The sequence below is a fragment of the Chromobacterium alkanivorans genome, assembly GCF_016937655.1.
GTDB classification, from domain to species: Bacteria; Pseudomonadota; Gammaproteobacteria; order Burkholderiales; family Chromobacteriaceae; genus Chromobacterium; species Chromobacterium alkanivorans.
The window spans coordinates 133165-144825 of the sequence record NZ_JAFHKL010000004.1 but is presented as its reverse complement, the minus strand read 5'-3'; the positions used below and the strand labels follow the sequence as shown (position 1 = coordinate 144825).

The following is an 11661-nucleotide window of genomic DNA, read 5'->3' as shown; positions in this document are numbered from 1 at the left end:
CTTTTAGAGGATTGAAAGGAACTGACATGCGAGTACAGCCTTCGGTAAAGAAGATTTGCCGCAACTGCAAAATCATTCGTCGCAATCGCGTAGTTCGCGTGATTTGCACGGATCCGCGTCACAAGCAAAAACAAGGCTAACATTTGTTAGACCTCGATTTGCGTGTTACAATCGCAAACTTTTCAAGGTCTTAAGGCTTAAGGAAAGAGTATGGCCCGTATTGCAGGGGTAAACATCCCCAATCATGCGCATGCCGTTATCGGCCTGCAGGCAATTTTCGGCATCGGTCAGACTCGCGCCCAGCAGATTTGTGCTGCTGCCAGCGTGAACCCTTCCACGAAAGTGAAGGATCTGACTGACGCTGAAATGGAAACTCTGCGTGACGAAGTCGCCAAGTTCACCGTTGAAGGTGATCTGCGTCGTGAAGTCACCATGAGCATCAAGCGTCTGATGGACATGGGCTGCTATCGCGGCTTCCGCCATCGTCGTGGCCTGCCGTGCCGCGGTCAGCGCACTCGCACTAACGCTCGCACTCGTAAGGGTCCGCGTAAGGCGATCGCCGGCAAGAAGTAATTAATAGGAACAACAGATAATGGCTAAAGCAAACACAGCAGTTCGTGTACGCAAGAAAGTGCGCAAGTCTGTTAGCGAAGGCATCGTGCACGTGCACGCTTCGTTCAACAACACCATCATCACGATCACCGACCGTCAAGGCAATGCATTGTCTTGGGCTACCTCTGGCGGCGCTGGTTTTAAGGGCTCGCGCAAGAGTACACCCTTTGCCGCTCAGGTAGCTGCAGAGCACGCTGGTAAAGTTGCCCAAGAATACGGTGTGAAGAACCTCGAAGTTCGTATCAAGGGCCCGGGTCCGGGTCGTGAATCCGCTGTTCGCGCACTCAACGCGCTGGGTTTCAAGATCACCAGCATCTCCGACGTGACGCCGGTACCGCACAACGGTTGCCGTCCGCCCAAAAAACGTCGTATCTAATTCGGAGAGTGTGAGAACATGGCACGTTATATCGGCCCTAAGTGTAAGCTCGCTCGTCGTGAAGGCACTGACCTTTTCCTGAAGAGCGCGCGTCGTGCACTGGATTCCAAGTGCAAACTGGATAGCCCTCCGGGCCAGCATGGCGCTCGTAAGAGCCGCCTGTCTGACTACGGTGTGCAACTGCGTGAAAAGCAGAAGATCCGTCGTATTTACGGTGTACTCGAGCGCCAGTTCCGCAATTACTTTGCGGAAGCTGTGCGTCGCAAGGGCTCCACGGGTGAAAACCTGCTGAAGCTGCTCGAGGCCCGCCTGGACAACGTTGTATATCGCATGGGCTTTGGCTCCACTCGCGCCGAAGCGCGCCAGCTGGTTAGCCACAAGGCTATCGTTGTGAACGGCCAGGTTGTGAACATTCCGTCCTACCAGGTTAAAGCCGGTGACGTAGTGTCCGTCCGTGAAAAAGCCAAGAAGCAGGCCCGTATCGTAGAAGGTCTGGCTCTGGCCGAGCAGGGTGGTTTCCCGTCTTGGGTCCTGGTTGACTCCAAGAAAATGGAAGGCACTTTCAAATCCGCTCCGGAACGTTCCGAACTGTCTAGCGATATCAACGAACAACTCGTTGTGGAATTCTACTCCAAGTAATCGCTAGCTCTTAGGGAATGACTATGCAAAACAGCGCTTCGGAATTTCTGAAACCTCGTCTTATCGACGTTCAGCCGGTTTCCGCCACTCACGCTCGTGTGTCGATGGAGCCGTTCGAGCGCGGCTACGCTCATACTCTGGGTAACTCGCTGCGCCGGATTCTGCTGTCGTCGATGCCGGGCTATGCTCCGACCGAAGTGACTATCGCTGGCGTTTTGCATGAGTATTCCGCACTTGATGGCGTGCGCGAGGATGTCGTTGACATCCTCCTCAACCTCAAGGGCGTAGTGCTTAAGCTGCATGGTCGTGACAGTGTTGTGCTGTCCTTGAAAAAGGACGGCGAAGGCGCTGTCTTGGCTGGCGATATCGAACTGCCGCACGATGTGGAAGTGATCAATCCGGACCACGTGATTTGTCACATCTCCTCTGGCGGTAAGATCGACATGGAGATCAAGATCGAAAAAGGCCGCGGCTATCAGCCGGTGTCGGTTCGATCCAATCATGAAGACAACCGTTCCATCGGTACCATTCAACTGGACGCTTCCTTCTCGCCGGTTCGCCGCGTGAGCTTCGCTGTGGAAAGCGCCCGTGTTGAGCAGCGTACCGACCTCGACCGCCTGGTTCTCGACATCGAGACCAATGGCGTGATCGAGCCGGAACAGGCAGTGCGCAACGCTGCCCGTATTCTGATGGATCAACTGTCGATCTTTGCCGATCTCCAAGGCACAGCGGTTGAAGAAGTCGTTGAAAAGGCGCCGCCGATCGATCCGATCCTGCTGCGTCCGGTAGACGATCTTGAACTGACGGTTCGTTCGGCCAACTGCCTGAAAGCTGAGAACATTTATTACATCGGCGATCTGATCCAGCGTACTGAAACCGAGCTTCTGAAGACTCCGAACCTCGGCCGCAAGTCGCTGAACGAGATCAAGGAAGTTCTCGCTTCCAAAGGCCTGACTCTCGGAATGAAACTCGAGAACTGGCCGCCTGCTGGCCTCGAAAAGCCGTAAGGTTTGAGATAAAAGGACATTAACAATGCGTCATCGTTACAGTAATCGTAAACTGAACCGCACGACCAGCCATCGTCTGGCGATGCTGCGTAACATGGCCAACTCGCTGCTGAAGCACGAAGTGATCGTGACCACGCTGCCGAAAGCCAAGGAACTGCGTCGTGTGGCCGAGCCGTTGATCACGCTCGGCAAAAAGCCGTCTCTCGCCAACCGTCGTCTGGCGTTTGACCGCACTCGTGACCGCGATATCGTGGTTAAACTCTTCGACGTTCTCGGCCCGCGCTTCTCCGCCCGCAATGGCGGCTATGTGCGTATCCTGAAGTACGGTTTCCGCAAGGGCGACAACGCCCCGATGGCTCTGGTAGAGCTGGTGGACCGTCCGGAAGATGCCGTAGCGGTTGAAGACAACTCCGCCGAGTAATCGACGAAGTTGAGGAAAAAGCCAGGCGCAAGCCTGGCTTTTTTCATTGCTGGACAAGAAAAGACCCGCCTTGAGCGGGTTTTTTCCTGTCCGGCGGCCTGGCGGGAGAACGGCCTAAAAAATCGACAAGCCGGTGCGGGTGGTGAAGCGGTCCAGCGCCTCCAGGCCCAGCACCGAATTGCCCTTGCCGTCCAGCTCCGGGCTCCATACCGCGATGCTCATCTTGCCGGGAATGATGGCGAGCATGCCGCCGCCGACGCCGCTTTTCACCGGCAGGCCGACGCGGTAGGCGAACTCGCCGGCGGCGTCGTAAGTGCCGCAGGTCAGCATCACCGCGTTGATCTGCTTGGCCTGGCTGCGGCTCAGCGATTGCCGGCCGTCGCGGGTGATGCCGTGGTTGGCGAGGAACAGGCCGGCGTTGGCCAATTCCACGCAGTTCATCGTGATGCTGCAGCTGTTGAAATACTGTTGCAGCACCGTCTCCACCTCGTTGTCGAGGTTGTCGTAGCTTTTCATGAAATGGGCCAGCGCCGCGTTGCGGTGGCCGTGGGCGCGCTCGGATTCGGCGACGCGGGCGTTGCCGCACAGCGTGGCGTTGCCCGACTCCTGGCGCAGGCGGGCCAGCAGCGCGCCGTGGGCGTCTTCGAAATGGCTGACGGCGCGGTCGGTGACCACCAGGGCGCCTGCGTTGATGAAGGGATTGCGCGGCACGCCGTCCTCGTACTCCAGCTGCACCAGCGAGTTGAACGGATTGCCGGACGGCTCCTTGCCAACGTGGCGCCACAGTTCCTCGCCGTCGGCTTCCAGCGTCAGCGCCAGCATGAAGGCCTTGGAAATGCTCTGGATGGAGAAGGGCACGGCGGCGTCGCCGCAGCGGTAGTGTTGACCGTCCAGGGTGGTGATGGCCATGCCGAACTGGCGAGGGGGCACCTCGGCCAGCGCCGGGATGTAGTCGGCGACGCGGCCCTGGCCGTAATAGGCGGCGACTTCGCCGTGGATTTGATCGAGCAGTTCTTGCAAATTCATGAATCTATTCAGCATAAATCGGTAATAACGCCGGCGAACCGGCGTCGGAAAATCAGAATTCGTAGCGGGTTTCCAGCACGCTGAACTCGGCGCCCAACTCCAGCACGCCTTCATTGCGCGGCACCAGGTTGACGCCGAAACAGACCCCTTCCGGCAAGGTGCGGATGCTGACCAGGGTGCGCAGAGGCTGCTGTTCCGGCGATTTGATCCCGGTGTCCGGGTCCACTGTGGTCAGCACGCAGCGCGAGCAGGGTTTGGCGACGTCGAACACCACCTCGCCGATCTGCACCACCTTCCAATCGTCTTCTTCCCAGGCGTAATCGCCGCTGACCACCAGATTGGGGCGGAAATGGCGCAGCGATACCGGCTGGTCCAGCTCGTCGTTCAGGGCGTCCAGCGAGGCCTGGTTCACCAGCAGATAAGGATAGCCGTCGGCGAAGGACATCTCGTGGTCGCGGTCCTTCAAGCGGCGGTTGGAGCGCATGCCCAGCCACAGCAGCCGGCAGGGTTCGCCCAGCACTTCGCCGAACCAGCGATCGACGGCGGCGTCGCCGTGATAGGCGGCGAAGTTGTCCTTCCACACCGTGGCCGGCGCTTCTTGCTGGTATTGAGTGCTCATCGCCAGCACCGGCGCCTTGTCCGGGAACTTGAACAGCGCGCCGCCGGGTATCAGATCCACCTCCACGCGCACCAGCTGCGGGTGGGAGCGGGCGGTGAAGAAGCGGCCGTTGTCGCCGGCCAGCAGCCATTCGCGGTCATGAAGCAGGCCCTGCTTGCCGGCGAAGGCGCGGCTGTAGGACAGGCCGCGACAGGATTTCAACGGATGGACGAACATTTCGACAAGTTGCATGGAGGGCTCCGCTAAGCTGTGGTTACGGCATGTTATCACTGTGGCGGGCAACTCAGAAAATCCCACAGCCGACGATCCTGGCTGAAGGCGACGTTGAAGCGCAGCCAGTCCGAGGGCATGCCGTAGGCGCGGAACAGATGGCCGGGGGCGAGCAGGATCTTGTGCTGCTGCGCCTGTTCGGCCAACTGCCTGGCGTCCAGCTCCCCGGGCGGCCGGGCCAGCAGGAACAGGCCGTTGTCCGGCCGCGCGAACAACTGCCAGCCGTGTTCGAGGAAGAGCTGCTGGCATTGCGCCTGCGCTTCGGCCAGCCGCGCGCGCAGCCGCTCCAGCTGGCGGCGATAGCGGCCCTCCGACACCAGTTCCAGCGCCAGCCTCTCGTTCAGTTCCGGCGAGGTCAGCCCGGACATCATCTTGTAGTGGACGATGCGCTCGAGCAGCTCGGACGGGCCGCACAGATAGCCGACGCGCAGCCCCGGCGACAGCGATTTGGAGAAGCTGTCGATATAGAGCACGCGCTTGAGCCCGTCCAGCGCCGCCAGCGCGGGCTGGCGGCCGCCGGCGAAGTCCGCGGAAACATTGTCTTCCACGATCAGGAAATCGTGCTCCTCGGCCAGCCGCAGCACCTGGTGGGCGACGGACGGCGAGTAGCTGGCGCCGGTGGGGTTTTGCAGCCAGGGATTGGTGAAGAAGGCCCGCGGCCGGTGTTGGCGGAGCAGCGCGCGCAGCGCTTCGAGATCGGGCCCGTGTTCGGTCCACGGCACCGACACCAGCTTGAACTCGCGAAAGGCCAGGCAGGACAGCAGATTGCAATAGCCGGGATCGTCCACCAGCACGGTGTCTCCGGCCTGCAGCAGCGCGCAGGCCGCCATGTCCAGCGCGCGGCTGGCGCCCTGGGTCAGCGCGATGTCGTCGGCGCGGGCCGGGATGCCGCGTTCGGCCAGCCGGTCGGCCAGATGCTCGCGCAAGGGCTGAAAGCCCTTGGGGTCGCCGTAGCCGGGCGCGGCGACGGCGTCGCGGGCCAGTTGCCGCAGCGCTTTTTGCTGGGCTTCGGCGTCGTACCAGTGCGAGGGCAGCCAGCCGCAGCCGGCGAACAGGGTATTGGCGTCCTGCTGGTAAATCTTGCGCAGCAGCCAGTATTCGTCCACCGGCCAGACGCGCGGCGCGGCGGGCAGTTCGGGCGGCCGGCTTTCCCGCCTCGCCTCCACGTAAAAGCCGGAGCCCGGCCGCGCCGCCAGATAGCCCAGGGTCACCAGCCTATCGTAGGCCTCGACCACGGTGAATGGGCTGACGCCCAGCTCCCCGGCCATTCTGCGAATAGATGGGATTTTTGCACCGTTGCGCCACTGGCCGCATTGGATGGCGGAAATAGCTGAATTAACGATGTTTTCCACCAATGTAATGCCATCCGCAGGCATAAGATTCAGGCTGGCCATTGCGCGTTATTTGAGCATCATTGATATTGGGCCTGTCCGTTGAGAACAGCTTGTGATAAATATCTCGTCATAAGCCGGATGGCATGTTGCAGCCGTCAATCTGTATGTTTTTTGTTGAGCTTTGCAGGCGAAACGGCTAAGACAAGAACAGAGCCTACCGGCATCGAGAATGATCATAACAGCGCTTTGTCGTGAATTGACAAGCAATCGCGGCAAGCCAAGTCGAATTGGGGATGGAGGACGGAAATGCGCTCTTTGCGTGTAAAGTTGATTGTATTCATTGCGGTGTTGCTGGTTTTGCTGGGCGCCATCATTACGACCTTGGTGTATACCCAGATGCGCAACGAGATTGTCCAGGGCGTGGATAACGAACTGTCCAGCACCTCGCGCGGCTACGCCAATCTGGTCAAGGACTGGTACGGCAGCAAGGTCAAGGTGGTGATCGCCGGCAATCCGGTGGTGGGCACGCCGGAACCGATGCCGATGCTGGCGCGCCTGAGCCAGGCCGGCGGCTACGACATGACCTATATCGGCACCGCCGACCATAAAATGATCCGTTCCGACTTCAAGCCGCAGCCGGCGGGCTACGATCCGGTGGCGCGTCCCTGGTATCAGCAGGCCCAGGCCAGCGGCAAGCCGGGCGTGTCCGATCCCTATGTCGATTTCGACACCAAGAAGCTGGTGGTGACCTTTGTTTCGCCGGTGTTCGACGGCTCCACGCTGAAGGCGGTGGTGGGCGGCGACATCTTCATCGACGACCTGGTCAAGACCGTGCTGTCCGCCAAGCTGCGCGGCAACGGCTATGCCTTCCTGGTGGACAAGAGCGGCAAGGTGATCGCCCACCCCGACACCACCTTGACGCTGAAGCCGCTGGCGGAAAAAGTGCCGGCGCTGTCCGCCGAGAAGCTGGTGCAGTTGTCCACCAGCAGCGCGATGGAGGAGATCGAGGTCAACGGCGAAGCTAAGCTGGTGCAAGTGGACCCGGTGGAGGGCACCAACTGGCTGCTGGGCGTGATGATAGACAAGTCCGTGGTCAGCGAGCCGCTGGAGAAACTGTTGCTGACCGTCGTGGGCCTGGGCGCGCTGTGCGTGGTGGTGCTGATCCCGGTGGCCAGCGTGATGCTGAGCAAGATGTTGGCCGGCCTGGGCCGCTTGCGCAACGCGATGCTGGAGATTTCCAAGGGCGAGGGCGATTTGACCCGCCGCATCGAAGTGCAGGGCCAGGATGAGATCGCCGAGACCGCCACCGCGTTCAACAGCTTCATCCAGCGTCTGCAAAGCATGTTCGTGGCGGTGCGAACCGAGGCGGAAAACGTCACCAACGGCGTGCAGAGCGTGGCCACCACCGTGGACCAGGTGGCGCGCGATTCCCGGCAGATTTCCGACGTGTCCAGCTCCAACGCCGCGACGCTGGAAGAGATCACCGTCAGCATTTCCCACATAGCCGACGCCGCGCGCGAGGCGGACTCGCTGGTCAACCACACCGGCACCGTGTCCAGCGAAAGCGCGGACGAGATGCAGCGCATCTCCCGCGAGATGAACAGCACGGTGGAGGCGGTGAAGGGCTTGTCCGGCATGTTGGTGTCGCTGGATCAGCGTTCGCAACAGATCAGCGGCATCACCAATGTGATCAAGGACATCGCCGATCAGACCAACCTCTTGGCCTTGAACGCGGCGATCGAGGCGGCGCGCGCCGGCGAAATGGGCCGCGGCTTCGCGGTGGTGGCCGACGAAGTGCGCAAGCTGGCCGAGCGCACCGGCCAGGCCACGGTGGAGATTTCCAGCATGGTCAGCACCATCCGCGAGGAAACCAGCCAGGCGGTGACCAATATGCAGCGCACCGTCAGCTCGGTGGACGACGGCGTGGAACTGACCGACAGCGCGGTGCAGCGCATCGAGCAGATCCAGCAGGCGATGCAGGAGGTGATGGCCAAGATGAACGAGATCACCTTGTCCACCAGCGAGCAGCACAAGGCCACCACCTTGATCGCGCAGAGCACCGAGCAGATCAACGGCCGCATCGTCGACAGCGACGGCGCCTTGCAGACCGTGCACGACACCTTGAACGACCTGTCGCAGGCGGCCAAGGACATGCGGCAGCTGTTCTCCAGCTTCCGAGTCTGAGCGGACAGGCGCGACACGAAAACCCGGCTGCGGCCGGGTTTTTTTCATGCTTGCGGACTGTACTGGCGATTTTGCCGATACGGGAATGGGCAAATCCGCGCGAACTGTACCTGTAATTGTATTGGTGGCCCGGCTAGATTAGTTGTCATCATTCGGCAGAGAGCCAGGGGAGACAACGATGAATCAGCCGCAGATGGACGCGTTCTGGATGCCGTTCACCGCCAACCGCCAGTTCAAGCGCGCGCCGCGCATGCTGGTGAGCGCCGACGGCATGTATTACACCGACGATCAGGGCCGCCAGATCCTGGACGGCAGCGCCGGCCTGTGGTGCGTGACCGCCGGCCACAACCGCAAGCCCATCGTCGAGGCGGTGCAGCGCCAGGTGGCGACGCTGGACTACGCGCCGCCGTTCCAGATGGCGCACCCGAAGGCTTTCGAGGCCGCCGACAAGCTGGTGGCGATGGCGCCCAAGGGCTTAAGCAAGGCTTTCTTCGTCGGCTCCGGCTCGGAGGCGGTGGACACCGCGCTGAAGATGGCGGTGGCTTACCACCGCGTGCGCGGCGACGCCGCCCGCGTCAAGTTGATCGGCCGCGAGCGCGGCTATCACGGCGTCAACTTCGGCGGCATTTCGGTGGGCGGCATGGCCGGCAACCGCAAGCACTTTCCGGTGTCCTTGCCGGCGGTGGACCATCTGCGCAGCACCCACGACCTGGCGCGCAACGCCTTCAGCCGCGGCGAACCGGAGCACGGAGCCGAGTTCGCCGACGAGCTGGAAGCGCGGATCCTGACCCTGCACGATCCGTCCACCATCGCCGCCGTCATCGTCGAGCCGATGGCCGGCTCCACCGGCGTGCTGATTCCGCCCAAGGGCTATTTGCGGCGCCTGCGCGAAATCTGCGACCGCTACGGCATCCTGCTGATCTTCGACGAGGTGATCACCGGTTTCGGCCGCCTGGGCGCTGACTGGGCGGCGAACAAGTTCGGCGTGCTGCCGGACATCATCACCTGCGCCAAGGGCCTGACCAACGGCGTGGTGCCGATGGGCGCGCTGCTGGTGAAGCCGGAGATCCACGACGCCTTCATGGCCGCCGCCGGCGAGCGCATGATCGAGTTTCCGCACGGCTACACCTATTCCGCCCACCCGCTGGCCTGCGCCGCGGCGATCGCCTCGCTGGACCTGTACCGCGAGGAGCAGCTGTTCGAGCGCGCCGCCGGCCTGTCCGCTTATTTCGAGGAGCGCGCGCACGCCTTGCGCGGCCAGCCCTACGTCAAGGACATCCGCAACCTGGGCCTGGTGGCCGGCATCGAGCTGGACAGCCGCCCCGGCGCGGCCGGACAGCGCGGTTTCGACGCCTTCCTCAAGTGCTGGGAACAAGGCGTGCTGGTGCGCTTCACCGGCGACATCCTGGCGGTTTCGCCGCCGCTGATCATTGAGAAACACGAGATCGACCGGCTGTTCGACACCATCGCCGCCGCCTTGCGCGCCTGCGAATAAACACGGCAGCGCGTTAACCCATTCAAATCGGAACCACCCATGCAAACCATTCCTCACTACATCGGCGGCGAACGCTGCGAAGGCCGCAGCGGCCGCTTTGGCGATGTCTACAACCCGGCGCTGGGCAGCGTCGCCGCCCGCGTGCCGCTGGCCAGCCCGGACGAGGTCCAGGCCGCGGTGGCGGCGGCGCGCAAGGCCTTTCCGGCCTGGGCGGAAACCTCGCCGCTGAAGCGCGCGCGGGTGATGTTCAAATTCAAGGAGCTGCTGGAGCAGAACCAGCAGCGGCTGGCGGCGCTGATTTCCAGCGAGCACGGCAAGGTGGTGTCGGACGCCATCGGCGAAGTCGCCCGCGGCCTGGAAGTGGTGGAGTTCGCCTGCGGCATCCCCCAGTTGCTGAAGGGCGAGTTCACCGAGCAAGTGGGCGGCGGCATCGACAGCCATTCCATGCGCCAGCCGCTGGGCGTGGTGGCCGGCATCACCCCGTTCAACTTCCCGGCCATGGTGCCGCTGTGGATGTTCCCGGTGGCGCTGGCCTGCGGCAACTGCTTCATTCTCAAGCCGTCCGAGCGCGACCCGTCCGCCGCTTTGTTGCTGGCCGAGTTGCTGCAGCAGGCCGGCCTGCCGGCCGGGGTGTTCAATGTGGTGCACGGCGACAAGCAGGCGGTGGACGCCTTGCTCGGCCACCCGGACATCGCCGCGCTCAGCTTCGTCGGCTCCACCCCCATCGCCCAGTACATCTACGAAACCGGCGCGCGCCACGGCAAGCGGGTGCAGGCGCTGGGCGGCGCCAAGAACCACCTAGTGGTGATGCCGGACGCGGACCTGGACGGCGCGGTGGAGGCGCTGATCGGCGCCGCCTACGGCTCGGCCGGCGAGCGCTGCATGGCGATCTCGGTGGTGCTGGCGGTGGGCGATATCGGCGACGCGCTGGTGGAGCGGCTGGCCGAACGGGCGCGCAATCTGAAGATAGGCGTGGGCGACGACGCGGCGGCGGAAATGGGGCCGCTGGTGACGCGCCAGCATCTGGACAAGGTGACGGGCTATGTAGCTCAGGGCGTGGCCGAAGGCTCGCAGCTGGTGGTGGACGGCCGCGGCTATCGCCATCCGGGCCACGAGGACGGCTTTTTCCTCGGCGGCTGCCTGTTCGACCACGTGACGCCGGAGATGACCATCTACAAGGAGGAAATCTTCGGGCCGGTGCTGGCGGTGGTGCGGGTGCCGGACTTCGACAGCGCGGTCAGCCTGATCAACGCCCATCCCTTCGCCAACGGCACCAGCATCTTCACCCGTTCCGGCGGCGCCGCGCGCGAATTCAGCCACCGCATCCAGGTGGGCATGGTGGGCGTCAATGTGCCGATTCCGGTGCCTATGGCTTTCCACAGCTTCGGCGGCTGGAAGGCTTCGCTGTTCGGCGATCACCATATGCACGGCCCGGAGGGCGTGCGTTTCTATACCCGAATGAAGACGGTGACCAGCCGCTGGCCGGCCAAGATGACCGCCGAATTCGTGATGCCGACGATGAAGTGAGGCGGCGCGGACTGAATCCTAAGGAATGACGACCCTGAGCGCGGGGATGACCGCTCGCGTTCAGTTTGACCCGGAGCAATCCGGGTTTTTTTATGCTGTTGATATTTTCGGAAAAAATGTATCAAATTAGGATTAATCGCATAAAAAGAGC

The 11661-nt window shown here is 62.2% G+C and carries 12 protein-coding genes; 9 read left to right on the top strand and 3 right to left on the bottom strand.

Translation table 11 applies throughout. The annotated features are described in order from the left end of the window. The first annotated feature begins 26 nt into the window (after positions 1 to 26). From rpmJ to rplQ, 6 genes are all read left to right on the top strand, one after another. The gene (gene rpmJ / locus JW897_RS08670; protein ID WP_011137711.1) at positions 27 to 140 is read left to right on the top strand and encodes a 50S ribosomal protein L36; all 114 of its coding nucleotides are present in this window, start codon (positions 27 to 29) and stop codon (positions 138 to 140) included. Between the two features lie 70 nt (positions 141 to 210). Next, positions 211 to 573 (top strand): 30S ribosomal protein S13, encoded by a 363-nt coding sequence (rpsM, locus tag JW897_RS08665; protein ID WP_048411917.1) that lies wholly within the window; start codon positions 211 to 213, stop codon positions 571 to 573. A 19-nt stretch (positions 574 to 592) separates the two neighbouring features. Further along, positions 593 to 988, top strand: a complete 396-nt coding sequence (gene rpsK / locus JW897_RS08660) for a 30S ribosomal protein S11 (RefSeq protein WP_008955659.1) — start codon at positions 593 to 595, stop codon at positions 986 to 988. An 18-nt stretch (positions 989 to 1006) separates the two neighbouring features. Beyond that, entirely contained in the window at positions 1007 to 1627 is a 621-nt protein-coding gene (rpsD, locus tag JW897_RS08655) for a 30S ribosomal protein S4 (protein ID WP_043594097.1), read from the top strand. Positions 1628 to 1650: 23 nt separating this feature from the next. Further along, on the top strand, positions 1651 to 2634 hold the full coding sequence (locus tag JW897_RS08650) for a DNA-directed RNA polymerase subunit alpha (protein WP_039755788.1): 984 nt from the start codon (positions 1651 to 1653) through the stop codon (positions 2632 to 2634). 25 nt (positions 2635 to 2659) lie between these two features. Then, positions 2660 to 3055, top strand: a complete 396-nt coding sequence (gene rplQ / locus JW897_RS08645; protein WP_048411916.1) for a 50S ribosomal protein L17 — start codon at positions 2660 to 2662, stop codon at positions 3053 to 3055. Positions 3056 to 3169: 114 nt separating this feature from the next. Here rplQ and JW897_RS08640 read toward each other — a convergent pair whose 3' ends face one another. Genes JW897_RS08640 through JW897_RS08630 form a run of 3 tightly spaced genes read right to left on the bottom strand, consistent with a single transcriptional unit; the run spans position 3170 to position 6346 of the window. Further along, on the bottom strand, positions 3170 to 4081 hold the full coding sequence (locus JW897_RS08640) for a glutaminase (RefSeq protein ID WP_048413705.1): 912 nt from the start codon (positions 4079 to 4081) through the stop codon (positions 3170 to 3172). A gap of 52 nt (positions 4082 to 4133) precedes the next feature. Continuing rightward, complete coding sequence (locus JW897_RS08635; protein WP_205465834.1) at positions 4134 to 4931, bottom strand: MOSC domain-containing protein; 798 nt, start codon at positions 4929 to 4931, stop codon at positions 4134 to 4136. A 35-nt stretch (positions 4932 to 4966) separates the two neighbouring features. Then, the gene (locus JW897_RS08630; protein WP_275899855.1) at positions 4967 to 6346 is read right to left on the bottom strand and encodes an aminotransferase-like domain-containing protein; all 1380 of its coding nucleotides are present in this window, start codon (positions 6344 to 6346) and stop codon (positions 4967 to 4969) included. 285 nt (positions 6347 to 6631) lie between these two features. Between JW897_RS08630 and JW897_RS08625 the strand changes: the two genes are divergently transcribed. The 3 genes from JW897_RS08625 (at position 6632) to JW897_RS08615 (ending at position 11510) form a co-directional block, all read left to right on the top strand. After that, positions 6632 to 8488: a methyl-accepting chemotaxis protein gene (locus tag JW897_RS08625; protein ID WP_053077298.1), complete on the top strand. Its 1857-nt coding sequence runs from the start codon at positions 6632 to 6634 to the stop codon at positions 8486 to 8488. A 178-nt stretch (positions 8489 to 8666) separates the two neighbouring features. Further along, positions 8667 to 9983, top strand: a complete 1317-nt coding sequence (gene aptA / locus JW897_RS08620) for an omega-aminotransferase AptA (RefSeq protein WP_048413709.1) — start codon at positions 8667 to 8669, stop codon at positions 9981 to 9983. A gap of 39 nt (positions 9984 to 10022) precedes the next feature. Next, positions 10023 to 11510 carry a CoA-acylating methylmalonate-semialdehyde dehydrogenase gene (locus JW897_RS08615; protein WP_205465832.1) on the top strand — a complete coding sequence of 496 codons (1488 nt, stop codon included), beginning with the start codon at positions 10023 to 10025 and terminating at the stop codon, positions 11508 to 11510. The last annotated feature ends 151 nt before the right edge of the window (positions 11511 to 11661 follow it).

Excerpts from the sequence above, each read along its gene's own strand:
- rpmJ (WP_011137711.1), top strand. The coding sequence starts at position 27 with ATGCGAGTACAGCCTTCGGTAAAGAAGATTTGCCGCAACTGCAAAATC.
- rpsM (WP_048411917.1), top strand. The coding sequence starts at position 211 with ATGGCCCGTATTGCAGGGGTAAACATCCCCAATCATGCGCATGCCGTT.
- rpsK (WP_008955659.1), top strand. The coding sequence starts at position 593 with ATGGCTAAAGCAAACACAGCAGTTCGTGTACGCAAGAAAGTGCGCAAG.
- rpsD (WP_043594097.1), top strand. The coding sequence starts at position 1,007 with ATGGCACGTTATATCGGCCCTAAGTGTAAGCTCGCTCGTCGTGAAGGC.
- JW897_RS08650 (WP_039755788.1), top strand. The coding sequence starts at position 1,651 with ATGCAAAACAGCGCTTCGGAATTTCTGAAACCTCGTCTTATCGACGTT.
- rplQ (WP_048411916.1), top strand. The coding sequence starts at position 2,660 with ATGCGTCATCGTTACAGTAATCGTAAACTGAACCGCACGACCAGCCAT.
- JW897_RS08640 (WP_048413705.1), bottom strand. The coding sequence starts at position 4,081 with ATGAATTTGCAAGAACTGCTCGATCAAATCCACGGCGAAGTCGCCGCC.
- JW897_RS08635 (WP_205465834.1), bottom strand. The coding sequence starts at position 4,931 with ATGCAACTTGTCGAAATGTTCGTCCATCCGTTGAAATCCTGTCGCGGC.
- JW897_RS08630 (WP_275899855.1), bottom strand. The coding sequence starts at position 6,346 with ATGCCTGCGGATGGCATTACATTGGTGGAAAACATCGTTAATTCAGCT.
- aptA (WP_048413709.1), top strand. The coding sequence starts at position 8,667 with ATGAATCAGCCGCAGATGGACGCGTTCTGGATGCCGTTCACCGCCAAC.
- JW897_RS08615 (WP_205465832.1), top strand. The coding sequence starts at position 10,023 with ATGCAAACCATTCCTCACTACATCGGCGGCGAACGCTGCGAAGGCCGC.